Genomic DNA, 24,704 nt, shown 5'->3' with positions numbered 1-24,704 from the left:
CGCAGTGGGACCGGTAGTCGATCATGTTTGGTAAACGAGGCAACGACGACGGCAACCGGTTCACGCCGGAATTTCGCCAGCCGGCACCTGCGCCGGCCGCACCGGCAGCCGCGGGTTCGGCTGACACGGCGGTTCTTGCGCGGCCGGCGGCAACGCCGCAGCCGAGCGCACCTGTCGCACCGCCGGCTCGCCGCGCGGTAGAGGCGCCCCCCATTGCGCCGGAGCCCAAGCGTGGCCGCGAAAAAAGCGAGACTTACTACGACACCAAGAGCCAGGTGTTCTCGGCGCTCATCGACACGATCGACTTGTCGCAGCTCGCCAAGCTCGACCCCGAAAGCGCGCGCGAGGAAATCCGCGACATCGTCAACGACATCATCGCGATCAAGAATTTCGCGATGTCGATCGCCGAGCAGGAGGAATTGCTCGAGGACATCTGCAACGACGTGCTTGGCTATGGGCCGCTCGAGCCATTGCTTGCCCGCGACGACATCGCCGACATCATGGTCAACGGCTCCAAGAACGTCTACATCGAAGTCAACGGCAAGGTCGAACAGACCCCGATCCGCTTCCGCGACAACCAGCAGCTTCTCAACATCTGCCAGCGCATCGTCAGCCAGGTCGGCCGCCGTGTCGATGAATCGAGTCCGATCTGCGACGCCCGCCTTCCCGACGGCTCCCGCGTCAACGTCATCGCGCCGCCGCTCGCTATCGATGGCACCGCACTCACCATCCGCAAGTTCAAGAAGGACAAGCTGACGCTCGATCAGCTGGTCAAGTTCGGCGCCATCTCGCCACAGGGAGCCGAAGTCCTCAAGATCATCAGCCGTGTTCGCTGCAACATCGTCATCTCGGGGGGCACCGGCTCCGGCAAGACCACACTGCTCAACTGCCTGACCAACTACATCGACCGCGAGGAGCGCGTCATCACTTGCGAGGATTCGGCCGAACTGCAACTGCAGCAGCCGCATGTCGTGCGCCTGGAAACCCGTCCGCCCAACCTCGAAGGCGAAGGCGAGGTGACGATGCGCGATCTGGTCAAGAACTGCCTGCGCATGCGGCCCGAGCGCATCATCGTCGGCGAAGTGCGCGGACCCGAGGTGTTCGACCTTCTGCAGGCGATGAACACCGGCCACGACGGCTCGATGGGAACGATCCACTCGAACAGCCCGCGCGAATGCCTGAACCGTATCGAATCCATGATCGCCATGGGCGGTTACTCGCTGCCGCAGAAAACCGTGCGCGAAATCGTCGTCGGCTCCATCGACGTGATCATCCAGGCGGCCCGCCTGCGCGACGGTTCACGTCGCATCACCCACATCACCGAGGTGATCGGGATGGAAGGCGACGTCGTCATCACGCAGGATATCGTCCTCTACAACATCAAGGGCGAGGACGCCAACGGCAGGCTGCTGGGAGAGCACGTGTCGACCGGCATCGGCCGTCCGCATTTCTGGGAACGGGCCCGTTATTACGGCGAGGAGCAGCGCCTCGCCATAGCGCTCGAGGCTATGGAGAAACGCGCTGACTGACGTACCCGCAGGCGTGAAGGTTCTGGCCAATGTTTGGAATTGACGGCACCGTATTGGCGTTTGTCGTGCTCGCCGGCTTCAGCGCCGGCGCGGTCGCCTATGCATTTCTGTTCAACCAGATCAGCAATGAGAGACAGACCGGCAAGCGGCTTGAAACGATCAAGGCCGCGGAGACGGACCGTTCCGTCGTCAAGGCCACGCGCGACCGTGCGACGGACGCGGCCAAGCGCCGCAAATCGGTCCAGGATTCGCTCAAGGAGCTCGACGAGAAGCAGAAATCCAAGGACAGCGCCATCAAGAAGCCGCCGCTGAAGGCACAGCTTCGCCAGGCTGGGATGAAGGTTCCGATCGAGCGTTTCTATATCTATTCCGCCATATGCGGCATCGCGCTGACAGTGATCGCGTTCGTGGCCGGGGCGCCGCTGATCGTCTTGCCCGGCGTGCTGCTGGCCGGTGCGCTCGGCCTGCCGCGCTGGTTCGTTTCATTTCGCCGCAGCCGGCGCGTCAAGGCGTTCCTCAACGAATTTCCAAACGCGCTCGACATCATCGTGCGCGCCGTCAAATCCGGCCTGCCGCTGAACGATGCAGTGCGCCTGATCGCCAACGAAGCCCCCGAGCCGGTGAAGACCGAGTTTCGCCGCATCGTCGATTCGCAGCAGATGGGCCTGTCGATCCCCGACGCAACCTTGCGCATGCCCGAAACCATGCCATGCACCGAGGCGAGCTTCTTCGGCATCGTCATCCAGATCCAGTCGCAGGCCGGTGGCAATCTCTCCGAGGCGCTGGGCAATCTTTCGCGGGTGCTTCGTGATCGCAAGAAAATGAAGGCCAAGGTCCAGGCACTGTCGATGGAGGCAAAGGCGTCGGCCGCCATCATCGGCGCGCTGCCTTTCATCGTCGCGTTTCTCGTCTACCTGTCGAGCCCGACCTACCTGATGCCGCTGTTCAACACCAGCGTTGGAAATCTCATCCTCGGCTGTTCGGCAGTCTGGATGTCAATCGGCATCCTGGTGATGCGCAAGATGATGAACTTCGAGGTCTAGGATCGCGACATGACCGATCAAGTCATCAAATCACTGACCGATCCGAGCCTCCTGATCGCGCTGCTCGTCGCCATCGCGGTGTTCGCGACCGTCTTTACACTGCTGCCGGCGTTCAGCGGAAACCAGCTCAAGTCGCGCATGAAATCGGTCGCGCTGGAGCGCGATGAGCTTCGCGCCAAGCAGCGCGCGCGGCTGGCAACCGAGGCCGATCGCCGGCGCAAGGGCTTGCGCGAAGAACAGTCGGTCGGCATGCGCAACATTGTCGACCGGCTTGATCTGCGCCGCGCCCTTGCCGACGAAAGCACCTTGCAGAAGCTCAAGGTCGCCGGCTTTCGCGGCCAGAATCCGCTGACGCGGTTTCTGTTCTTCCGTCTCGTGCTGCCTTTCGTCGGCTTCGCGCTGGCCCTGGTCTACATATTCGTGCTCGGAGGATTGCCCGACAAGCCATTGGTCATCCGGCTGTTCGTTTGCATCCTCGTTGCCTATGCCGGCTTCTACGCGCCGGTCGTCTATGTCAACAACCGCGCCACCAAGCGCAAGCAATCGATCCAGATGGCGTGGCCGGATGCACTCGACCTGATGCTGATCTGCGTGGAGTCGGGCATGTCGGTCGAAGCCGCGCTCCGCAAGGTCGCCGACGAGATCGGCGCGCAATCGGTGGCGCTGGCTGAAGAGTTCATCCTGACCAATGCCGAGCTTTCCTATCTGCAGGAGCGCAAGCAGGCTTACGAGAATCTGGCCAGCCGCACTGGCTTGGAATCGGTCAGGTCGGTGTCGCAGGCACTCGTCCAGGCCGAGCGTTACGGCACGCCGGTGGCGCATGCGTTGCGCGTGCTTGCAGCCGAAAGCCGCGACCAGCGCATGAACGCCGCCGAGAAAAAGGCGGCAGCCCTGCCGCCAAAGCTCACCGTGCCGATGATCCTGTTCTTCCTGCCGGTGCTTTTCGCCATCATTCTGGGTCCCGCCGGCATTCAGGTCAGCCAGCGCGGCATCTTCGGCAGCGATCATGCATCATCGACTGCCCAGTAACGGCGGCACGTCCCTGCATGACATCTGAAAAAAGCCGCGCTGAACCAAGCGCGGCTTTTCATTCATGGTCGCAGCGGATTTCGTCTGACGCATGTCGCCCGAAAGTCCGCATGCATGAAATCGTGAGTTGAGCGCGCCGGCTGAATCCGCTTTCGGCGCGGCGCGCTTCAGTTGGTCGCCGACTTCGACTTGTCCTTGTCCTGGTCCTTGAGCTGGCTCCAGGCATTCTGCTGCGCCAGCATGTGCCTGAGATAGGCGACATTGGCCTGCGCCTGCTCGGGCGAGAGCTCCTGCGAGGCAATCTTCTCGGCTTCGTCGAAGCGGCCTTGCAGGCCGACGACGAGCGCGAGGTTCTGGCGCACGCGGCTGTCGGCGGTGGGTTGCTGTGCGGCCGAACGCATGTAGGTCTCGGCGGTGCGCAGATCGCCTGCCAGCACATAGGACATGCCGAGATTGGAGAGAACCGAAGGCTCGTTCGGCTTGAGTTCGAGCGCCTTGCGATAGTCCTGGCGCGCCTGGTCCTTCTGGCCGAGTTGATCGAGGATGGCCGCTTCCGCCGACACCAGCCTCCAGTCGGGATATTCCGGCGTCTGCGCGCGCTGCACGGCGTCGAGCGCCGCTTCGAACTGGCCATTGGCGGCCAGCGCCTTGCCATACGAGGCGAGCACGTCGCGATCCTTGGGGTAGGCGATCGCCAGCTTGCGCATCACGGCAAGCGACTGGTCGGCATCGCCGTCCATCTGCAGCGCCGCCGCGAAATTGGTGGCGATTCGCTTGTCGTTGGGGTTCCTGGAGTAGGACTGGCCAAGGGAAGCGGTGGCATTGTGGAGTTCGCCCGCCGACATGGTCTCCAGCGGTTTGCCGCTGGTGGTGCGGCCGATCGAGCCGGTGGTGAGATTGCTGGTTCCACAGCCGGCGACACCCGCGGCGAGCGCCAGCATGAGGGCCGTGGTGATCAGCCGTTTTCCCCTGACGTCGATGGTGCGGTTGGTCGGCATCGGCCCTGGGCCTCCATTCATACGCGGCCATTGCGTGGCCATCTTTCCTCCCGCAGAAATATTCTGTTAACCCTAACGGACGGTTAAGAAACGCCGACTCGCCAGGGTCGGCAGGAGAACATCGGATGCCTGTCGAACTCGTCGAGAAGAAATTGCAGGGCGCGCTGCCGGTCCATCTGGTCGCCAGGGATGGCCTGGAGGCCGCGGGGCTTGCGCCGTCCATGGTCGCCTGGGCCAGGGTCAACGGCTTTTCCGGGGAGGCGGGCAGGACGCTGGCCGTGCCCGGCGAAAATGGCGCGCTCGCCGGTGCCTTGTTCGGTCTTGGCGACGGCGATGGCGCGCTCGCGCTCGGCGCGCTGGCGAAAGCCCTGCCCGAAGGCGACTGGCATTTCGCCTCGATGCCGGCCGATCCGCAACTTGCGGCGATCGCGTTGGTGCTCGGCGGCTATGTCTTTACCCGTTATGGCAAGAAGCCGGGCAAGACGCTGCGCTTCGACCTGCCGGCCGGTGCCGATGCAGCGCGCGTTCGCCGCATCGCCGATGGTGTCTTCCTGACACGCGACCTGGTCAACACGCCGACCAGCGACATGGGGCCGGACGATCTGGAGGCGGCGGTGCGCACCCTGGCCGAGGTCCACAAGGCCGAAGTCTCGGTCATCAAGGGCGACGACCTGCTTGTGCGGAATTTCCCGATGATCCACGCCGTCGGCCGCGCATCCGTCGGCGCGCCGCGCCTGATCGACATGACATGGGGACGGCAAGGCGCGCCGAAGGTGACGCTGGTCGGCAAGGGCGTCTGTTTCGACACCGGCGGTCTCGACATCAAGCCGTCATCCGGCATGCTGCTGATGAAGAAGGACATGGGCGGAGCGGCCAATGTGCTTGGCCTGGCCTCGATGATCATGGCGGCCCGGCTGAACGTGCGGCTGCGCGTGCTGATCCCCGCGGTCGAGAATTCCATCGCCGGCAACGCCTTCCGGCCTGGCGATGTGCTGGCGAGCCGCAAGGGCATCTCGGTCGAGATCGGCAATACGGACGCTGAAGGCAGGCTCGTGCTGGGGGACGCACTGGCGCTGGCCGATGACGAGGAGCCTCAGCTGCTGATCGACATGGCAACGCTGACCGGAGCTGCCCGTGTCGCGCTCGGCCCTGATCTGCCGCCGTTCTACACCGGCGACGAGATACTGGCTTCCGACCTGGCGGCGGCTTCCGCCGCGGTCGAGGATCCGCTGTGGCGCATGCCGCTGTGGCAGCCCTATGAGGCGAAACTGTCGTCGAAGATCGCCGACATCAACAATGTCACCACGGACGGTTTCGCTGGCTCGATCACGGCGGCGCTGTTCCTCAAGCGCTTTGTCGAAAGGACGGCGAGCTGGGCGCATTTCGACATCTTCGCCTGGAGCCCCGCCGACCGTCCGCACGGCCCCGCCGGCGGTGAGGCGCAGGGCATCCGCGCGTTGGAGCGGATCATCTCGAAACGCTTCGGCTGACAGCTGTGGGCTGAGCCGGCAAATTGCCGTGACTGAAACGGAACCGAAACAATTTGCCGTCATGCTGGCGCAATGTCGATTGCGATGCGCCCAAGCCAGGCCTTGCGACTGTGGCAGCAAGTAATGCTGTCGCAGGTGCGCGCCGACGCGCCCGACCTTACCATGCGCCAGACGGCGATCCTGTTCACCATCTATCTCGATCCGCCGCCGCACACGGTGCGCGGGCTCGCCGCCCGCCTGAACGTCACCAAGCCGGTCATCACCCGCGCGCTCGACACGATGGGCGCGCTGAAACTGGTGTCGCGCCACCGCGACGAGCTCGACAAGCGCAATGTGCTGATCAAACGCACGGTCGAGGGCGCGCTCTTTGTCGAGCGCTTCGGCGATGGTATCATTGCCAGAGCCCACGAACTGCCGATCTAACCAACCAACCTTGACCGAGTTGCTGATTTGACTGCCAGGGATGCCCGCCTTCACGCCTTTCGTTCCGACCTTGCCGATGCAAGATTGAAAGGAGAGGTTACCGCCGACCGCTTTGTCGCCGGCCGGCCGGCCCGGATCACCGCCTCCGTTGCCGATCTGCGCAAGGCGCCGCGTCCGGATGCCGGCATCAACACGCAGCTCCTGTTCGGCGATGATGTCCTCGTCTTCGAGGACAGGGAAGGCTGGGCCTGGGTCCAGGCCGAGCGCGACGGCTATGTCGGCTATGTCGCCGACATGATGCTGGGCGGACGCGACCGCGCGCCCACCCATATCGTCTCGGTACCGCGCACCTTCCTCTACCCTGGTCCGGACCTGCGTTTCCCGATCGCCGGACAGCTGTCGATGGGATCGACGGTAACGGTGACAGGTGCCGCCGAGACGCGGGGCACGCACTATGCTGTCCTTCCTTCCGGCGAGGCCGTCATATCAGGTCACCTCCGGCCGATCGGTGAGAGGGTGAGCGACTATGTTTCGGTGGCCGAGATGTTTCTCGGCACGCCCTATCTCTGGGGCGGTGTTTCCGGCTTTGGCATCGATTGCTCGGGCCTCGTGCAACTGGCGATGCGCATGGCCGGCAAAAACGTGCTGCGCGATTCCGACATGCAGGCGGCAAGCATCGGCGAGCCGCTCGACCCGGGCGCTGATTTCTCAGGATTGCGGCGCGGCGACCTCGTCTTCTGGAAAGGCCATGTCGCCGTCATGACCGATGCCGAGACCATGATCCACGCCAATGGCCACACCATGCTGGTCTCGCGCGAAGGGCTGAAAGACGCCATCGCCCGCATCGGCTATCTCTATGGCGGTCCGACAGGGTTCAGAAGGCCGTGAGCACTGATCTTCCCTTCTCCCCTTGTGGGAGAAGGTGTCGCCGAAGGCGACGGATGAGGGGTGTTCCAGGGAACGCCAACGTCTCACTCCGCTGGAACACCCCTCAACCGTCTCGGCGCTGCGCGCCGATCCACCTTCTCCCACAAGGGGAGAAGGAAGAACNTGGAACACCCCTCAACCGTCTCGGCGCTGCGCGCCGATCCACCTTCTCCCACAAGGGGAGAAGGAAGAACAGCTCGATCCCCTTTTGTTCCGATTTTCCTTGGCGTTGGGCCGCCGTCGCGCTACCTCTGGGAGCGTGACCGAGCAACCGCGCCTTGCCAATCAGAATGCAGCCGTCGTCCTGCCCGAACCATTCATCAGATGGTTCGGCGAGAAAGGCTGGTCGCCGCGCGCTCACCAGATCGAACTTTTGGCGAAGGCCCAAGCCGGGCAATCGGTGCTGCTGATCGCACCGACCGGCGCCGGCAAGACGCTGGCTGGGTTTCTTCCCTCGCTGACCGAACTCGCCGTCAGGCCAAGGCGGAAACCGGGCCAGGCGCATCGCGGCATCCACACGCTCTACATCTCGCCACTGAAGGCGCTGGCTGTCGACATCGAGCGCAACCTCGGCAAGCCGGTGGAAGAGATCGGCCTGCCGGTCACCATCGAGACGCGCACCGGCGACACGCCTTCCCACAAGCGCCAGCGGCAGAAGCTGGTGCCGCCCGACATTCTGCTCACCACACCCGAGCAGTTGGCATTGCTCATCGCCGCCTCCGACGCCCGGCGCTTTTTCGAGGATCTGCGCTATGTCGTGCTCGACGAATTGCACTCGCTTGTGACGTCGAAACGCGGTCATCTGCTGGCGCTCGGGCTGGCGCGGCTGTGCGGCTACGTGCCCGGCCTGCAGACAATCGGCCTCTCGGCGACGGTCGCCGAGCCGGACGAATTGCGGCGCTGGCTGGTCAGCCAGAACCCACCCGGCGATATGTCCGAATTGATCGTTGTCACCGGTGGCGCGAAGCCTGAGATTTCCATCCTCGATTCCGAAGAGCGTGTGCCTTGGGCAGGACATTCGGCGCGCTACGCCACGCCGGAGATCTATCGCGAGATCAAGCGCCACAAGACGACGTTGCTGTTCGTCAACACCCGCAGCCAGGCGGAGCTGCTGTTCCAGGAATTATGGCGGGTCAACGAGGACACCTTGCCGATCGCCCTGCATCACGGCTCGCTCGATGTGGCCCAGCGCCGGCGCGTCGAGAAGGCGATGGGCGAGAACGCACTGCGCGCCATCGTCGCCACCTCGACGCTCGATCTCGGCATCGACTGGGGCGATGTCGATCTGGTCGTGCATGTCGGTGCGCCGAAGGGGGCGAGCCGACTGGCGCAACGCATTGGCCGCGCCAACCATCGCATGGACGAGCCGTCGAAGGCGATTTTGATCCCGGCCAACCGCTTCGAAGTGCTGGAATGCCGTGCTGCTCTCGACGCCAACTATCTCGGCGCCCAGGACACGCCGCCGCTGGTCGATGGCGGGCTCGATGTGCTGGCGCAGCACGTGCTGGGCTGCGCTTGCGGCGCGCCGTTCGGTGCCGATGATCTGTTTGAGGAAGTGCGAACGGCGGCGCCCTATGCCAGCCTCGACCGGCCGACCTTCGACCGTGTCATCGATTTCGTCGCCACCGGCGGCTACGCGCTGAAAAATTATGAGCGCTACGCCCGCATCCGCCTCAACAAGGATGGGCTGTGGCGCGTCTCCAATCCGCGCGTCGCCCAGCAATATAGGCTGAATGTCGGCACCATCATAGAAGTGCCGGCGCTCAACGTGCGCTACGTGCAGGCTGGCAGCAAGGGCTCGGCCTCACGCGGTGGCCGGGTTCTCGGCAAGATCGAGGAGGCTTTTCTCGAAACCTTGACGCATGGCGACACCTTCATGTTTGCTGGCAAGGTGCTGCGCTTCGAAGGCATCCGCGAGAACGAATGCTTCGTCTCGAATGCGCCTGGCAGCGATGCCAAGGTACCCTACTATGGCGGCGGCAAGTTCCCGCTTTCGACCTACCTTGCCGAGCAGGTCCGCATCATGCTGGACGACCCCCGGCGCTGGGGGAAGCTGCCCGAGCAGGTGGCCGACTGGCTGCGGTTCCAGGCCGACAAGTCGGTGCTGCCAAAGCGCGATGACTTGCTGATCGAGACCTTTCCGCGCGGTAATCGCCATTATCTGGTCGCCTATCCCTTTGAAGGCCGGCTGGCGCACCAGACGCTCGGTATGCTGCTTACCCGGCGTCTCGACCGGGCGGGCGCGAGACCACTCGGCTTCGTCGCCACCGACTACGCGCTGGCCATATGGTCGCTGGGTGATATGGGCGCGATGTTCAAGGCCCGGAAGCCCTCGCTCGGTGCGCTCTTCGACCAGGATATGCTTGGCGACGACCTCGAGGCCTGGCTGGCCGACAGCTGGCTTCTCAAGCGCACCTTCCGCAACTGCGCGCTGATTTCCGGACTGATCGAAAAACGCCACCCCGGCCAGGAGAAAAGCGGCCGCCAGGTCACGGTGTCGACGGACCTTATCTACGACGTCCTGCGCAGCCACGAGCCCGACCATATTCTGCTGCAGGCGACACGTGCCGATGCAGCGACCGGCCTGCTCGATGTCAGCAGACTTGCCGACATGCTCTCGCGCATTCAAGGTCGAATCGTGCATAAGGATCTGGAACAGATCTCGCCGCTTGCCGTGCCGATCATGCTCGAGATCGGCAAGATGCCGGTGAATGGCGAAGCCGATGAAACGCTGCTGATGGATGCCGCGACGCTGGTCGAGGAAGCCATGGGGCCGGAGATGGTCGAGGAATGAACTTTTCGCTGGCGCGGACATCGCTGATCGCCGAGGCCGACCTTGTCGGTATCGCCGGCGAGAGCGCGGTCTGCGATCCGCGCGGCGTGCTCTATTTTCCCGAGCTCCGGCTTCTGGCGGTATCGGACCTGCATCTCGAAAAAGGCTCGTCGCTGGCGCGGCGCGGCACGCTGATCCCGCCCTACGACACCGGCGCGACGTTGCTGCGGCTGCAGGCTGTGATATCGGATTATCAGCCCTCGATCGTCATCAGCCTGGGTGACAGCTTCCATGATGGCGGTGGCGCGGAGCGCATGCATGCCAGTTTCCGCGAGCGGCTCGAAGCGCTGATGGCAGGCCGCGACTGGTTCTGGGTCGCCGGCAATCATGATCCCGAAGCGCCGGCCGATTTGCCCGGCGAAACGGTGCGCGAACTGGCGATCGGCTCGCTGCTGTTCCGGCACGAGCCATCCAAGCTGCGCGTCGAAGGCGAGATATCGGGTCACCTGCATCCGTGCGCGCGCATCGTCCAGCAGGGGCGCTCGGTGCGCAGGCGCTGCTTTGCCGGCGACGGTGGGCGCATGATCATGCCGGCCTTTGGCGCCTATACCGGTTCGCTCAACGTGCTCGACCGCGCCTATGCCGGGCTGTTCCGCCTGGAATCGCTGATGGCCTACATGCTTGGCGTCGACCGCATCTTCGCCATCTCCGGCTCGATGCTGCGCCCCGGCTGACCTCAACGTTCGTAGTAGAGCGTGACCGTGTGCTTCGCCTCGGCGAAGAACAGCCAGCGTTCGACCAGCATGCCGGCGAACTGGACGATCGCGGCCAGCACCGACGCCGCCGCCGCAAAAGGCCAGGGCAGAGCAGAGGTGACGGCGAGGAGCAGGACTGGCAAGGCAAAGGCCAGAGCTTGCGTGATCTGGCGCAGGCGTGCGCCATGCTTGCGCGCGATGCGAAAACCCATTTCCTTGAGCAGGTAGTTTTCCTCGGTATGCGGCCATTCCAACGACCGCACCGTGCCGCCGGCAAGGCCGGTCGCGGTGTTGACGTTGGTCAGGATCTCCAGGCGGTCGTTGTAGCGCCACGTCGCCAGCTTCCAGCCCCAGCCGATCATGGTCAGCAGCACGCAAGCCGCCAGAAGCGTCTTCGAACCGACATCAAGACACTGCATCAACGCGTTCAACAGCACGCTGCCGGTCATCGCCGAGAAGATGAAATAGCCGGGCAAGGTGAATCGGCTGTGCCACTGCGCGATCGGCTTCAGCGACGCGTAGATCATGCCTGTGGTGCAGACGGTGACCACCGCGCAACACGCCGTCAGAACTCCGGCGATGCCGACCCAGCCATCCGTGCGGCCGAAGAACACCCAACCGATGCCGAACAGCCCCGCGGGGATGAAGGTGATGACGGAGGCAACGCCCTCGCGCGACAGCCACGAGCTGCGCCATTGCGAGAACGCCCGCCAAGCGCGTTCGGGCCTGCCGAGATGGCCGGTCGAGGACAACAATCCGGCCGCGATCAAGCCGAGCGCCAGCCCCAGGCCGATGAGGCCGAGCCAGAAATCGGGCGGGATGATCTGGAGGCCTCCGAGCACGCCGAGCAGCGCCAGAAGGCCGTAGCCCGCGCCTGTAGCAGTGGTGAAGAAGACAACGGAAAAGGCTGGATGCATGTTCTAGTTCGAAAGCATGCGGTCGACCCAGCCGAGGAAGCCGCCCTCGGCCCGCACCGGCTCAAGCGGCTTGGCGGGCACCGATGCGGCGCGCTGCGTGTGGGCGCGCGGCGGCAGGTATTTGTTGGTCGGGTGATAGCCGAGTTCCGGCATCAGGTCGACGCCGCCGCGCTCCGCCACCAGTTGCGAGACGGCTGACTGGGGATCGCCGAGGTCGCCGAAATGCCGGGCGCTGGTCGGGCACGCGGCGACGCAGGCCGGCACGCGGTCCCCTTCGGCCAGATTGTCGTTATAGATGCGGTCGATGCACAGCGTGCACTTCTTCATCACCCCGACATCGGTGTCGAATTCGCGCGCCCCATAGGGACAGGCCCAGCTGCACAATTTGCAGCCGATGCACTTGTCCTCGTCGATCAGCACGATGCCGTCCGAGGCCCGCTTGTAGGAAGCCCCGGTCGGGCAGACGGTGACGCAGGCAGGCGTCTCGCAATGCAGGCAGGAGCGTGGGAAGTTGACCGTGTGCCCACCCATCTCGGTGGTGTGCTCGTAACTGTGGACGCGGTTGAACCAGACGCCGTCGGCATGGCCGCCATAGGGATCGATGTCGGTCAGCGGAGCCATGTGGCCGCCGGTGTTCCACTCCTTGCAAGCGGTGACGCACGCCTGGCAACCGACGCAGGTGTCGAGGTCGATGACCAGGCCGAGCCTCTTGTCGGTGTGGGTGGGAAGGCAGGTCATCCGGTGGTTTCTCTTTTCGTGCGGAATTCGGCGCCGAAGGTCAATTTATCGGGCGCGGGCTCGAAATGCGGTGGCTGCTGGAAACGCTCGAATTGCGGTTCGGTGAAGCCGGCTTCCTCATCAGCGCATTTGGCGATGCGCACGCGCAGATCGAACCATGCCGCCTGGCCGGTGACTGGATCGGAGTTCGAATAGCGTTTGCCCTGCGCGTCCGCCGCGGTCTGGTCGCCGATCACATGGTTGAGCAGGAANTGGATCGGAGTTCGAATAGCGTTTGCCCTGCGCGTCCGCCGCGGTCTGGTCGCCGATCACATGGTTGAGCAGGAAGCCGCGATTGCTCTCAGCGGCATCTTCCTTCAGTCCCCAGCTGCCGCGCCGCTTGCCGATCGCGTTCCAGGTCCAGACCGTGCTTTCGTTGACGCCGTCGACCAGCTTGATCTGCCCCTTCACCTTGCCATTGACGCTTTCGATCCACACCCAGTCATCGTCGGCAAGACCGAGGCCGGCGGCGGTCCGGTGATGCACGAACAGCCGGTTCTGGCTGGTGATTTGCCTGAGCCACGCATTTTGCGAACCCCAGGAATGATACATGTGCATCGGCCGCTGCGTCAGCGCGTGCAGCGGGTATTTTTCGAGGTCGACGGCCGCTTCCTCGAACGGCATGTGCCAGAACGGCAGCGGGTCCATGTAGGTCTCGATGCGCTGGCGATCACCCTCTGGCGGCAAGACGCGGCCGTGGCCTCGCGCGGCGAGGCGGAAGCGCTGCAACGGCTCGGAATAAAGCTGGAAGACGATCGGCTCCGCCGTGGGGATGAAGCCCATCTGCACGGCGAAGTCGAGATAGGAGCGGTTGGCCATCTTGTAGTAGCGTTGCTCGTCAGCGAAGTCGTGGTGCCAGAAGCCGCCATTGTCGATGTAACGCTGCAACTGGTCCGGATTGGCCTCGCCCTTGCCGATCGACGTCCCGTCCTTGCCGCGCCAGCCGGCAAGCGGCCCGATGCCCGGCGTGCGCTCGTGGTTGACGATGTAGTCGGCATAGTCGGCATATCTGGCCGAGCCGTCGTCCTTGACGAAACCGGGCAGGCTGAGCCGTGCACCGAGTTCGATCAGCACCGACTGGAACGGCCTGACATCGCGGTCCGGCTCGACGACGGGATGGCGGATGGCATCGCCCGGCCCGTCGGCATGGCTGATCGGCCGGTCGAGCAGGCTGATGCAGTCATGCCGCTCGAGATAGGTGGTGTCCGGCAGCACGAGGTCCGCGAACGGCACCGTCTCGGAATAATAGGCGTCGGAATAGATGATGAAGGGGATCTTGTAGTTACCCGCATCATCGCTGTCGGTCAGCATGGCCATGGTCTCGACAGTGTTCATCGAGGAATTCCACGCCATGTTCGACATGTACATCATCAGCGTGTCGATCGGGTACGGATCGCCGGCCCAGGCATTGCGGATGACGGTATGCATCAGGCCGTGCGCGGCCAGCGGCGCCTCCCACGAATAGGCCTTGTCAATGCGAAGCGGTGTGCCTGTTTCTTCGACCAGCAGATCGTCCGGCCCACAGACGAAGCCAAGCGGCATGCCGTCGAGCGGCGTCATTGCCTTGCTTGTCTTGCCGGCGGGTTTTGGGCCCGGCGGTGCCGATCTGGGGTAGGGCGGCTTGAAACGGAAGCCGCCGGGAACATCCACCGTGCCCAAGAGAACCTGGAGCAGGTGGATGGCGCGGCAGGTATGAAAACCGTTGGAATGGGCGGAGATGCCACGCATGGCATGCATCGAGATAGGCCGACCCTTGATCGTCTCGTGCCGGCGCCCGGCCCAGTCGGTCCAGGCTATCGGCAATTCGATGGTCTGTTCGAAGGCGACATGGGCGAGCTCGGCCGCGATCCGGCGGATCGTATCGGCCGGAATGCCGCAACGCTCAGCGACCGCATCCGGCGCATGTTTCTCGTCGAGGTAGCGGTCGGCAATGAGCTGGAACACCGGCGTACAGCGACGGCCGCCGACCTCGAAGCTGCCGGTCAGCGCCGGCTTCGCCTCCGGATCGGTTGCCTTGACGGAGGTCTTCGCCACCCTGTCCCAGGCCAGCGGATTGCCGTCGGCATCGCGGACGAACAGCCCATCGTCGGAGGCGCCCGGCTCCTGCACGACGAGGATATGGGCGTTGGTGTAGCGGAGCAAATAATCGAGATCGACGCGGCCGGCCTTCAGCAATTCGTGGATGAGGGCGAAGACGAACAGGCCGTCGGTGCCCGGCCGGATGCCGATCCAGTCGTCGGCAATGGCATTGTAGCCGGTCCGGCACGGATTGATCGAGACAACCTTGGCGCCGCGCGCCTTGAGCTTGCCGAGGCCGATCTTGATCGGGTTGGAATCATGATCCTCGGCAACGCCGAACAGCATGAAGTATCTGGTGTTGTCCCAGTCGGGCTCGCCGAACTCCCAGAACGAACCGCCGATCGTATAGAGGCCGCCGGCCGCCATGTTGACCGAGCAGAAGCCGCCATGGGCAGCGAAGTTCGGCGTGCCGAACTGGCTCGCCCACCAGCCGGTCAGGGATTGCGACTGGTCGCGGCCGGTGAAGAAGGCGAGTTTTTTCGGATCGGTCCGGCGGATGGCGGAGAGCCGTTCCGTGGCGATCGCGAACGCTTCTTCCCACTCGATCTCGCGGAACTCGCCCGAACCGCGCGGGCCTGTGCGCAACAAGGGCTTCTTCAGCCGGGCCGGGCTGTAGTGCTGCATGATGCCGGAGCTGCCCTTGCCGCAGATCACGCCGCGATTGACCGGATGGTCCTTGTTGCCGTTGATGTAGCGGACCTTGCCGTCCTTGATGTGCACGTCGATGCCGCATCGGCAGGCACACATGTAGCAGGTGGTCTTGGCGATGCTGTCGGAAACATCGGGCGAAGTGTCGACGCCGTCACCTTCGTCAGGCGCGCGCGTGTCAGCCAGTGGGCGTTGCGATGGTGCCGAATTCGCGCCGCGCGGTGGTCCGTGCATCATGATCCAGTGCGCGCGGATTTGGCCCGCGTCTTCGGTCCGGGGCCGCGCATGTAATGCTCTTCCGGGTGGTAGCGATCGCCGGTCAGCCGTCGCCTTATGCCACGGGCCCAATGGGCAAACAGGGATTTGAACCGCCCGATCATTTTATTCGCTGCGACCTGATGGCCAATTTTTTCTAACTTCGACTGAAAAAGTAGAATAAAGCTATCGATCCGTCTAATCAGTTGTTCTTGTAAATTCGATCGATATTGGTTCTTAATGCGCGCATGACCCTGGACCAGTTGCGCATTTTCGTCGCCGTCGCCGAGCGCGGCCACATGACCAAGGCAGCGGAGCTTTTGGGCATCTCCCAGTCGGCGGCATCGGCCGCCATCCGCGCGCTCGAAGAGCAGCACGGCGTGCACCTGTTCAACCGCGTCGGCCGCAACATCGAACTGGCCCAGACCGGCCATCGGTTCCTGCCGGAGGCGAAGGCCGTGCTCGAGCGGGCCGCCGCCGCCCGCAATGTGCTTGAACATGTCTCGCAGACGGTCGCGGGCAGTCTCTCGATCGCGGCCAGCCTGACCATCGCCAGCTACTGGCTGCCGCGCCGGCTGGCTTCCTTCCACGAAGCCTATCCGGCCGTCAGGCTGAGCGTCACCATCGGCAACACCAGGCAGGTCGAGGCCAGCGTGCTGGATGGAACCGCCGATCTCGGCCTGGTCGAGGGGCGCACCGAATCCGACATATTGCGCCGCGCCAAGGTCGATACCGACAGGCTGATGCTGGTCGTTGCCAGCTCCCACCCCGAGATCGTTGAAACCGCGCCTGGCCATTCCGACATCAGGGGCCTGCGCTGGATCATCCGCGAGGGCGGCTCGGGCACGCGCGAGGTGCTGGAGGATCTGGCGCGGCGCGAGGGGATTTCGCTTGCCGACCTGCAAATATTCCTGGTGCTGCCCAGCAACGAGGCGGTTCGCCAGGCGGTCGAGGCGGGTGCCGGCGCCACCATCATTTCGGACCTGGTCGTCGGACGCGCCGTTGCCGAAGGCAGCCTGCGGTCGGTGCCGCTCGAACTGCCGAAACGCGACTTCGCCATGATCACGCACCGGGATCGCCAGGCGAGCCTGGCCCAGATGGCGCTCAAGGCGCATCTCGGTGCCGAAACAACCGGATCTGCGCCAGCATAAGGTTCGTTGAGATTCAGGTCAGGCCGTGCCGAAAATGGTTGGTTCCGAGAACCGGAACGGAGCGTACGTTCGGGTACGCGAGTACCGGAAGCGCAGGAAACGGCCATTTGCAGGCCGGCATCACCTGAATATCAACGGACCGGTCAGCCGAACTTCCGCTGCGCGTCGAGAGCCAGGCCAAGCCCGACCGAGCCGAACATGTCGCCCTCGATGACGGAAGCCTGCGGCACCAGCGACAGGATCTCCCGTCTTGCCAGCGGGATCGCGGTCGATCCGCCGGTCAGGAACACCGCGGTGATGTCGGACGGTTTGACCTGTGCGTCGCGGATAGTCTCCCCGACCGTTGCGGTGACCCGCTCGATGTCCCTGGCGATCGTGGCATCCAGCCCGCCGCGCGTGATCTCGGCGGCGAAGTCCGCGCCCGGCAGCTTCACCGCCACCTCGGCGGATGATCTGTCCGTCAGCTCGATCTTGGCCTTTTCGACCAGAGCCGCCAGCGCGTGCCCATAACGATGCTCGACGATGTGGATGAAACGATCGACCAGGTCGGCGCGCGCGGCCTCGTAGCGGATCTGGCGCAGATGCGTCATCGCCTTGGCGGTGTAGACCAGGTTGATGCGCTGCCATGTCGCGAGATCGATGAAATAGCTCGCCGGCAGATTGCGCTTGCCGTCCTTGGTCGGGGTCAGATAGCCGAGCCGCGGCATCACATGGGCAATGCTCAGCAGCCGGTCGAAATCCGTACCGCCGATATGAACGCCCCGGCTGGCCAGGATGTCGTCCTTGCGGTCCAGCGAGCGGGAGCGCTCCGGCGAGACGCGCACGACCGAGAAGTCCGACGTGCCGCCGCCCATGTCGATGATCAGCGCCAACTCCTCGCGTGTGACCCTCTGCTCGTAGTCGAGCGCCGCGGCGATCGGCTCGAACTGGAAAGCAATATGCTTGAAGCCCTGGGCGTGGGCGGCCTTTTCGAGGTCGCCCTGCGCATTCGCATCGGCTTGCGGATCGTCGTCGACGAACTGCACCGGCCGGCCGAGCACCACCGTCTCGACCACGTCGCCGGCGTCTTCTTCCAGCTTCTTCCTGAGATGCCCGAGGAACAGGCCGATGATTTCCATGAAGCCGATCGAGCGCGCCTTGATGCGCGTCTTTTCGTGCGCCAGCGAACTGCCGAGCACGCTCTTCAGCGAGCGCATCAGCCGGCCTTCGACGCTGTCGGTGTAGTTGGCGATGGCCTGGCGGCCAAAGCAGATGCGGCCGTCTTCGAAATTGAAGAACACCGCGCTCGGCAACGTGACCTGGCTGTCTTCAAGCCCGACGAGACGCGGCTGCCCGTTGCGGACCACGCCAACCGTGGAATTCGACGTGCCGAAGTCGATACCGGCGAATGCTGGTCGCAAGGCAGCCTCCTGTCATTGGTGGCAGGCAGCGGATCGGCGCTCGCGGAAGAAGCGTGCGCTGCGGTCCGGGGCGACCGAACCACTCTGCCGGATTGACCACTCTGCCGAATTGAATTGCTTGCCCGTCGGGCGGGGGAGGTGCGGTCTACAGCATGATCCGGAAAAGGGAAACCCCTTTCAGATGCCTCAATCCCTGCGGAAGACCAGCCTGCCGAGCCAGCCCGTCAGCATGGCCAGCGATATGGCGAAGACGCCATAGAGGAAGGCATAATCGTGAGCGACGCGGAAGATCGACTGTTCGAAGCCGGACTTGCGGATTTCGAGCTGGGCCGAGCTCTCCTTGATGAACAGGCCGCTCTTGAACAGGAACGCGCGGGCTTTATGGGTGCCGACCGGCACGTTCGGCGCCAGCCTGACGGTGGCGCGGAACAGGTTCTGCGACAGGAACTGCACGCCGCCGACATTCTCGCTGTAGAGGCCGGCCGCCGCCTTGCGCTCGCGCAGGGCGGCGGTGAATTCCTGGATCGTCGCCGGGCTGTCGCCGGCATCGGCGGGCTGCATGTAGAGGTTGGAGGCGCCGAGCGACAGCTGCTTGTAGCTGTTCGGTTCGGTGATGTCCTGCAGCGGCCGTGTCGTCGCCACCGAATAGGAGACCGGCACGTTCTCGAAGGTTTCCGATTCCAGGTTGACCCAGACCCCGAGCACCCGGTCCTTGCGGCGCACCACCACAGGCTTGGGTGGTCCTTCGAGCACGACGATGACATCGTAGCGGCCCTGGCGGGCAACCAGCGGGTCGGGGTTCTCCAGCGAACCGAAAATGGTCAGGTCGGCACCGGAAAAGCCGGCGGTGATCGAGACATTGTCTGTGGAGAGCCCGATCTGGATGCCTTCCGTCAGCGGCGTCTGTGCCTTCGCCGGCAAGGCGGCCACGAGCAAGGACAGGAGAATGGCAGTTGCGAATGCGTTAGGGCCCGCCATCAGTTGAGACCCGCGCCGGACAGCGAATATAGGTTGGGCGGCGTGACGAACAGGCCGATGGCAAGCCTTATCGCCACCGCCAGGACCAGCAACGCCAGGAGCGCCCTTAATTGCTCGCCGCGCAGCCTCTGGCCGGCCTTGGCGCCATATTGTGCGCCGGCCACGCCACCCGCCATCAGCAGGAAAGCCAGCATCACGTCGACGGTCTGGTTGGTGCTGGCGTGAACCAGCGTCGTGTAGGCGGAGGTGAAGATGATCTGGAACAGCGACGTGCCGATAACCACATTGGTCGGCACTTTGAGGAGATAGATCAGCGCCGGCACCATGATAAAGCCGCCGCCGACGCCCATGATGGACGACAGGAAACCGATGCCGGCGCCAAGGCCTAGCACCGGGATGACGCTGACGAACAGTTTCGAGGCCCTGAAGCGCATCTTCAGCGGCAAGCGGTGGATCCAGTTGTGCTGGCCGGATTTCTTCAGGACCGGTGCCGCACCGCTGCGCGTCGCGCGCAGCGCATTGACGCTTTCGACCAGCATCAGTCCGCCCACGGTGCCGAGCAGCACGACGTAAAGCAGTGAGATGAACAGGTCGAGCTGGCCGAGCCTGCGCAGGAAAGCGAACACGAAGATGCCGCCGGTCGAACCGACAACGCCGCCGGCCAGAAGCACCCCGCCGAGCTTGAAGTCGAGCGTACCCCGCTTCATGTGCGACAGCGCACCCGAGAAGGAGGAGGCGATAACCTGATTGGCGCCCGTGGCGACCGCGATCGCTGGCGGAATGTTGTAGAAGATCAGGAGCGGGGTGATGAGGAAGCCGCCGCCGACGCCGAACATGCCCGACAGGAAGCCCACCGCGGCGCCCATGGCCAGCAGCACGAAGACGTTGACGGAAATTTCCGCAATCGGGAGATAGATGCCCACCCGTCAGTCTCGATCAGTTTGCCTGTCGGCGAATACAGCCGTTGCGGACAGTCTCGCACCGAAAAGCCAATTTTTTCTTGCGCCGACGCGGCGGCGGGGAAAAACCCCGTCACCGGGCCGAAACAAAAAACATCTCAATCAGTTAACAGGCAAATGTGTGGCAAGGGCGTCGTGGAAGCGACGCATCTGCCGTTATTTGCGCGCCAGCAGTGCCTTGACCAGTTTCTCGTCGACCGCGCCGGTGGCCGGCATCTTGTTGTCGGTCTGGAAAGCCATGATCGCGGTCTTCGTCTTCTGGCCCATCTTGCCGTCGGCACCACCGGCGTCGTAGCCGTTCTTGTTGAGAATGCGCTGGATGTTCTGGACCGCCTTTTTCATGTCGATGCTGGCGGTGGTCTGCGGCGTGCCTTCCTGCCAGGCATCGGGAACGTCGACCGAATTGGCTGCCACGTTGAGCGGCTTGGCCTTCCACAATTCGGTCGCGGCACGGGCGCGCTCGAGCTGTTCGGGCCGCAGCGCATTGGCAATCTCGTCGCGCTTGGCGGCCGCGTCCTTGTCCCCGGTCTTGGCGACGAGCGCGAACCATTTGTAGGATTCCTCGAGGTTCTGCTTCATGCCGACGCCCTTGGCGGCGAGAATGCCGAGATTGAACTGGCTGTCCTTGACGCCGAGGTCGGCGGCCTCCTGGAACCAGTGGGCGGCCGATTCATTGTCGGTCACGCCGTCGGCGGCCATGGCGAACAGCACGGCCAGATTGTGCATAGCGCTGGCGTTGCCCTGCTCGGCGGCCATCTGGTACCAGGTCTTCGACTTCTTGATGTCGCGCGCGACGCCGATGCCCTTCTCGTAGAAATTGCCGATACGGTATTCGGCCGGCGCGAAGCCGAGTTCTGCCGATTTCTCATACCATTTGGCCGCTGTCGCCATGTCTTCCTTAACGCCGCGCGACTCCGCGTAGCGCGAACCGATCTCGAACAGCGCCTTGGCGTCGCCGCCAGCGGCGGCATCGCGGAGCCCAACCGGGCCGGCCTCGGCCGGAATGTCGAACTTGGCCGCGGCTGTCGTGGCGGATGTATCCGTCGGCGCAACCGCGCCAGTGGTGTCATTGCCCTTGGTGTCGTTGGTCGCGGTTGGCGCGGCCATGGTCGGCTGGGCATCGCTGGCCGTCGCCTGCGCGCCACCGGTAATGGCCGCCGGCGTTGACGTCGTCGGGGCCATCGAAGTGGGCGCCGTCGGCGCGGCCGGAGCCATTGCATCGGAGGCGCCGAAGCCGGAAGCAGCGGCCGAAGCCGCGGGTCCCGATGTCGGCCCGGTGGCTGGTGCCGTATCCGCCATCGCATCGTTGTCGGAAGGCATCGCCATGGCGGTCTGGTTGACCATGTCGTCTTTAGCCATCGGCGCGGATGGTTCGGCCTGCCTGACGGCGTGGGCCGGCGCGTTGTCCGTTGCCGCCGGCTGGGCTTCCGCCTTCGGCGGGCTGGCTGCGTCGACGGATGCCGTTTGAACCGGCTGCGAGGCCACGATTGGTGCCGCGTCGTTGCTTGCCACCTGGGCCGGATCGGAGAGGAATGCCTTGCCGAGTTGCAGGCCGGCAAGCGCCAGCATGATCGCGGCCGCCGCCATCAGGATCGGCTTGCGCCGCGCCTTGAGCAGGTCGCCGATCCTGAGCGCCTTTACCGGCCCTTTCATCGTCGACTGGCGCTTCAAGGCATCGGCTTCGGCCGCGGCGGCCTGCGCCGCGCGCCGCGCCGCCGCGATGAAGTCCGATTTGGAGGCATCGCTGTCGCTGAGCTTTGCCGGCTGGCCCCGCTCGTCGCGCACGCGCTTCATGATGGCATTGAGGTCGGGTGCGCCCGAGCCGGGCTCCAGCGGCCGGTTGGCCATTTTCGGGTCGAGCGGCTCGTCGAGATCGACGCTCGGAATATCGGCGCTCGGCGCCGAGCCGGCCAGGGGCGGAATATCCGCCGCCTTCTTGCCCTTGAAGGCGCGTGCCAGCCCGCCGAACATCGATTTGCGGCCGGCCGGCTGGTCCTTCTCGGCAATGGTGTCGGAACCGAGTGCGGCCATCGCGGCTGCAGCGGCGGCTTCCGCCGGCGAGCGTGTGCCTCCCGGCTCGTTGCGCATTATGGCGGCGGCACGGCCGTCGAGATCGGCCATGTCGCCCGTCAGCGGCATCGGCGCGTCGATATCCATCGACGGCGCCTCGACAGCCATCTTGGCCGTGCGTGCGCGGCGTTTGCCGACCGCTTCATCCGGCCGTGCGTCCAAAAGCTCGCTTACCGCCTCGGACGGATCGCTGGTTTCCAGCGAGCCCAGCCTGTCGACGATCTTGAGCAGCGTGTCGTGGATGGCCTCGAAGGTCCGCGAATTGCGCTCGTCGGAACGGCGTGTCAGCGTCTCAAGCGTCTTCAGGTCCTGCGCGAGCCCCGAAACGGCGGCGGTATTGGCGCTCGACCCGGCCAGCGACTGCACTGCGTTTTCGGCCGCTTCGCGCGCCGCGCCGAGGATGGAATCGCGGGTCCCGGCCAGCGACTTCTCGATTTCGTTGAGGCGCGGGCTAATGTCTTCGAATTCCGGCAGCGGCGTGCCGGGCTTGGAAAGATGCGCGGACAGGCCGGTGACCTGCGCCTCCAGGCTGCGGATCAGCGCCGGGTCGATGCCGGCTACCTGCGCGGCCGATGCGTCGAGCCGGCTGGAAATGTCCACGAGCCGGCTTTCCAGGCCGCGGATTGCCGCTTCGCCGGCGGGATCGGGAGCGCGCGTCTCGATGCGCTTGGCGAGCGCGGTGAAGCGGGCGTCGATGGCCTCCATGATACCGGCACTGTCGATCTGCGGCACGCGCTGGTCCAGCCGATCGGCAACCTCGTCCAGCCGGCGCTCGAGATCGCGAAACAGCATGTTGCCCTGTTCGATGGCGTCGCCCTGGCGGCGTTCCATCATGCTCGACAGCACGTCGAAACGCTGCTCCAGCCCGTGGAAGATATAGTCGGCATCGGGCATGGCCGGCGCCTGGTCGATCTTGTCGGCGATGAGCGCGATCTGCTTGGCCAGCCGTTCCATCGCCTGTTCGGGCAGGTTGGCGCGGCCGGCGAGCTCGTCGACACGGCTCGACAGCGTGCTCAGGCGATCCATGACGGCATTGCCCGGGCGGTCCTGCGCCACTTCCTCGATCTGCCGGGCCAGAGAATCGATCCGCTTCTCGATGCGCTCGAAGGCTTCATGGTCGAGCGAATTGGCCTGCGCCGCGACGGTCGAGGCAACGATAGCGCGGGAAATTTCGTCCAGCCGCTCGTCGATCATGGCCAGCGTGTCGCTGCCGCTATTGTCCTGCTGGCTGGCGAAGTGATCGACGGCGCCGGCCAGCGTGCGGACTTTTTCCTCCAGCGAACGCAGCGACAGCGATTCCGGCAGGTTGTTGACGGCATTGCTGATCTGCTCCAGCCGATCGGTCAGGGCGGCAAGCGCGGGCTCGTCGGAGCGCTTGCGCTGGTCGGCGTCGACGCGGTCTTCGAAGGCTGTCCAACGGCGATCGAAATCATCCCAGCGGCGATCGACCTTCTGCACGCTCTCCTCGCGCGCCAGCGTGTCGAGCGCGGCCTTGACCTGCTCGAGTTCCAGCCGCAGCAGGTTGACGCTTCTGTCGTCGCTCTTTTCCGACAGCGACTTGATGGCGCCGGAGAGCCGTTCGAATTCGACGCCGAGTTCGGCGCTGCCCTTGCCCGATCCGCCTGGGCCCGATGCGCCCAGCTTGGCGTTCGACTGGAAGGCGCGATCGATATCCTTGCGCAGTGCTTCGAATTCGCGCTGCAGTCCTGATGTCATCTGGTGGCGCAGTTCCTCGCGCATGCCGCGCAGCTCGCCGGCGATCTTGCCGACCATGGCGACGCTGTCTTCCTGGCCGCGGACGCGGTCGATGTCGCGGGCAATGGCCTGATAGCTCTGGTCGAAGGCGGGGGGCGGCACTGGAGCCTTGGCGCGCGGTGCCGGCTGCGGATCCTCGTACCAGCGCTGCTGGGGCTGGGTGGCGGGATAGCGGGGATCGGCTGCGGGATAGCGCGGTTCGGCGTCATACTGGCGGGGAGCGGGACGTGCCATCGTGTCTTCGCGCGTCTGCCCCAGCCGCTGTTCCAGCGTCTCCAGCGAGCGGTTGAGCTGCTCGAGCGTGGTCTGCGGCCTGCGCGGCCTGCCGGCGTTGAGTGTATCGAGATAGGACCGCTTGCTGTTCATCGGTGCGTCCGTCTTTCAGATTGGCCAGTTTGCGACCAGCTCCCCAAGTCCCTGCCGGAACGAGGCGACCGCGCTTCCATGCGGTGGAAGACAAGCTTCCCGGGGTTCACCCGCGCTCCGAAAAACCGTGAAAAATTCGATACAGGATAAACACGGGTAGCCGACATGCGCACATTTCGCCCAACGTGGTAAACAACGCGTTAACCAAGCTTAAGAAGTTGGAAGGAAGTTCACGGCCGCGCCCGCGCTGCGGCATCGCCCTTGCGCTGCGTCAAAAAGCACCGTCCGCGGAACGCCCACAGAACGCCCTGTCGGTAGCTAATCAAGATGTCCGGTTTTGGTAGCACATTACTTGTCCGCTTCAGTTTTGCGTCGAAGCGGT

General features: G+C 64.5%; 16 protein-coding genes and 1 pseudogene. 9 read left to right on the top strand and 8 right to left on the bottom strand.

What is annotated here, in order from left to right:
- The first annotated feature begins 23 nt into the window (after positions 1 to 23).
- Genes X743_RS149585 through X743_RS149595 form a run of 3 tightly spaced genes read left to right on the top strand, consistent with a single transcriptional unit; the run spans position 24 to position 3,601 of the window.
- Positions 24 to 1,529, top strand: coding sequence for a CpaF family protein (locus tag X743_RS149585; RefSeq protein WP_023766944.1), 1,506 nt, complete (start codon positions 24 to 26; stop codon positions 1,527 to 1,529).
- Positions 1,530 to 1,558: 29 nt separating this feature from the next.
- Positions 1,559 to 2,572, top strand: a complete 1,014-nt coding sequence (locus X743_RS149590) for a type II secretion system F family protein (protein WP_023766943.1) — start codon at positions 1,559 to 1,561, stop codon at positions 2,570 to 2,572.
- 9 nt (positions 2,573 to 2,581) lie between these two features.
- A complete protein-coding gene (locus X743_RS149595) occupies positions 2,582 to 3,601 on the top strand; it encodes a type II secretion system F family protein (protein WP_023766942.1) in 1,020 nt (339 codons plus the stop codon).
- Positions 3,602 to 3,768: 167 nt separating this feature from the next.
- On the opposite strand, the gene X743_RS149600 is transcribed toward X743_RS149595, so the two are convergent.
- Positions 3,769 to 4,599, bottom strand: a complete 831-nt coding sequence (locus X743_RS149600) for a tetratricopeptide repeat protein (protein ID WP_023766941.1) — start codon at positions 4,597 to 4,599, stop codon at positions 3,769 to 3,771.
- 125 nt (positions 4,600 to 4,724) lie between these two features.
- Between X743_RS149600 and X743_RS149605 the strand changes: the two genes are divergently transcribed.
- The 5 genes from X743_RS149605 to pdeM all read left to right on the top strand — a co-directional run bounded on the left by X743_RS149605 (position 4,725) and on the right by pdeM (position 10,946).
- A complete protein-coding gene (locus tag X743_RS149605; protein WP_023766940.1) occupies positions 4,725 to 6,089 on the top strand; it encodes a leucyl aminopeptidase family protein in 1,365 nt (454 codons plus the stop codon).
- A gap of 72 nt (positions 6,090 to 6,161) precedes the next feature.
- Complete coding sequence (locus X743_RS149610; RefSeq protein ID WP_023766939.1) at positions 6,162 to 6,512, top strand: MarR family winged helix-turn-helix transcriptional regulator; 351 nt, start codon at positions 6,162 to 6,164, stop codon at positions 6,510 to 6,512.
- Between the two features lie 27 nt (positions 6,513 to 6,539).
- Positions 6,540 to 7,400 carry an NlpC/P60 family protein gene (locus X743_RS149615; RefSeq protein WP_031257929.1) on the top strand — a complete coding sequence of 287 codons (861 nt, stop codon included), beginning with the start codon at positions 6,540 to 6,542 and terminating at the stop codon, positions 7,398 to 7,400.
- 298 nt (positions 7,401 to 7,698) lie between these two features.
- Positions 7,699 to 10,233: a ligase-associated DNA damage response DEXH box helicase gene (locus X743_RS149620; protein ID WP_023766937.1), complete on the top strand. Its 2,535-nt coding sequence runs from the start codon at positions 7,699 to 7,701 to the stop codon at positions 10,231 to 10,233.
- The gene (pdeM, locus tag X743_RS149625) at positions 10,230 to 10,946 is read left to right on the top strand and encodes a ligase-associated DNA damage response endonuclease PdeM (RefSeq protein WP_013897299.1); all 717 of its coding nucleotides are present in this window, start codon (positions 10,230 to 10,232) and stop codon (positions 10,944 to 10,946) included. Before X743_RS149620 ends, pdeM begins: the two co-directional genes overlap by 4 nt.
- A 2-nt stretch (positions 10,947 to 10,948) precedes the next feature.
- On the opposite strand, the gene X743_RS149630 is transcribed toward pdeM, so the two are convergent.
- The 3 genes and pseudogenes from X743_RS149630 to X743_RS12075 form a co-directional block, all read right to left on the bottom strand.
- On the bottom strand, positions 10,949 to 11,884 hold the full coding sequence (locus X743_RS149630) for a DmsC/YnfH family molybdoenzyme membrane anchor subunit (protein ID WP_023766936.1): 936 nt from the start codon (positions 11,882 to 11,884) through the stop codon (positions 10,949 to 10,951).
- 3 nt (positions 11,885 to 11,887) lie between these two features.
- On the bottom strand, positions 11,888 to 12,622 hold the full coding sequence (locus tag X743_RS149635; protein ID WP_023766935.1) for a 4Fe-4S dicluster domain-containing protein: 735 nt from the start codon (positions 12,620 to 12,622) through the stop codon (positions 11,888 to 11,890).
- Positions 12,619 to 15,625, bottom strand: a pseudogene (locus X743_RS12075) (molybdopterin oxidoreductase family protein). Before X743_RS12075 ends, X743_RS149635 begins: the two are co-directional and overlap by 4 nt.
- A gap of 266 nt (positions 15,626 to 15,891) precedes the next feature.
- On the opposite strand from X743_RS12075, the gene X743_RS149640 reads away from it, so the two are divergent.
- The gene (locus X743_RS149640; RefSeq protein ID WP_023766931.1) at positions 15,892 to 16,794 is read left to right on the top strand and encodes a LysR family transcriptional regulator; all 903 of its coding nucleotides are present in this window, start codon (positions 15,892 to 15,894) and stop codon (positions 16,792 to 16,794) included.
- Between the two features lie 143 nt (positions 16,795 to 16,937).
- Here the strand turns inward: X743_RS149640 and X743_RS149645 are convergent, their stop codons facing one another.
- From X743_RS149645 to X743_RS149660, 4 genes are all read right to left on the bottom strand, one after another.
- Entirely contained in the window at positions 16,938 to 18,194 is a 1,257-nt protein-coding gene (locus X743_RS149645; protein WP_023766930.1) for an Hsp70 family protein, read from the bottom strand.
- 186 nt (positions 18,195 to 18,380) lie between these two features.
- Positions 18,381 to 19,172 carry a TIGR02186 family protein gene (locus X743_RS149650; RefSeq protein WP_031257928.1) on the bottom strand — a complete coding sequence of 264 codons (792 nt, stop codon included), beginning with the start codon at positions 19,170 to 19,172 and terminating at the stop codon, positions 18,381 to 18,383.
- The gene (locus X743_RS149655; RefSeq protein ID WP_013897292.1) at positions 19,172 to 20,095 is read right to left on the bottom strand and encodes a sulfite exporter TauE/SafE family protein; all 924 of its coding nucleotides are present in this window, start codon (positions 20,093 to 20,095) and stop codon (positions 19,172 to 19,174) included. Before X743_RS149655 ends, X743_RS149650 begins: the two co-directional genes overlap by 1 nt.
- 192 nt (positions 20,096 to 20,287) lie before the next feature.
- Positions 20,288 to 24,322 carry a peptidoglycan-binding protein gene (locus X743_RS149660; protein WP_023766928.1) on the bottom strand — a complete coding sequence of 1,345 codons (4,035 nt, stop codon included), beginning with the start codon at positions 24,320 to 24,322 and terminating at the stop codon, positions 20,288 to 20,290.
- Positions 24,323 to 24,704 lie beyond the last annotated feature (382 nt).

Origin of the sequence: Mesorhizobium sp. LNHC232B00 (genome assembly GCF_000502435.1) — a bacterium.
Taxonomy (GTDB): Bacteria; Pseudomonadota; Alphaproteobacteria; order Rhizobiales; family Rhizobiaceae; genus Mesorhizobium; species Mesorhizobium opportunistum.
Note: the sequence above shows the minus strand (reverse complement) of the source record. Positions and strands in the feature narration are given on the sequence as shown.

What these genes read in the sequence shown, in the direction of transcription:
- X743_RS149585 (WP_023766944.1), top strand. Translation starts at nt 24, where the DNA reads ATGTTTGGTAAACGAGGCAACGACGACGGCAACCGGTTCACGCCGGAA.
- X743_RS149590 (WP_023766943.1), top strand. Translation starts at nt 1,559, where the DNA reads ATGTTTGGAATTGACGGCACCGTATTGGCGTTTGTCGTGCTCGCCGGC.
- X743_RS149595 (WP_023766942.1), top strand. Translation starts at nt 2,582, where the DNA reads ATGACCGATCAAGTCATCAAATCACTGACCGATCCGAGCCTCCTGATC.
- X743_RS149600 (WP_023766941.1), bottom strand. Translation starts at nt 4,599, where the DNA reads ATGCCGACCAACCGCACCATCGACGTCAGGGGAAAACGGCTGATCACC.
- X743_RS149605 (WP_023766940.1), top strand. Translation starts at nt 4,725, where the DNA reads ATGCCTGTCGAACTCGTCGAGAAGAAATTGCAGGGCGCGCTGCCGGTC.
- X743_RS149610 (WP_023766939.1), top strand. Translation starts at nt 6,162, where the DNA reads ATGTCGATTGCGATGCGCCCAAGCCAGGCCTTGCGACTGTGGCAGCAA.
- pdeM (WP_013897299.1), top strand. Translation starts at nt 10,230, where the DNA reads ATGAACTTTTCGCTGGCGCGGACATCGCTGATCGCCGAGGCCGACCTT.
- X743_RS149630 (WP_023766936.1), bottom strand. Translation starts at nt 11,884, where the DNA reads ATGCATCCAGCCTTTTCCGTTGTCTTCTTCACCACTGCTACAGGCGCG.
- X743_RS149635 (WP_023766935.1), bottom strand. Translation starts at nt 12,622, where the DNA reads ATGACCTGCCTTCCCACCCACACCGACAAGAGGCTCGGCCTGGTCATC.
- X743_RS149640 (WP_023766931.1), top strand. Translation starts at nt 15,892, where the DNA reads ATGACCCTGGACCAGTTGCGCATTTTCGTCGCCGTCGCCGAGCGCGGC.
- X743_RS149650 (WP_031257928.1), bottom strand. Translation starts at nt 19,172, where the DNA reads ATGGCGGGCCCTAACGCATTCGCAACTGCCATTCTCCTGTCCTTGCTC.
- X743_RS149660 (WP_023766928.1), bottom strand. Translation starts at nt 24,322, where the DNA reads ATGAACAGCAAGCGGTCCTATCTCGATACACTCAACGCCGGCAGGCCG.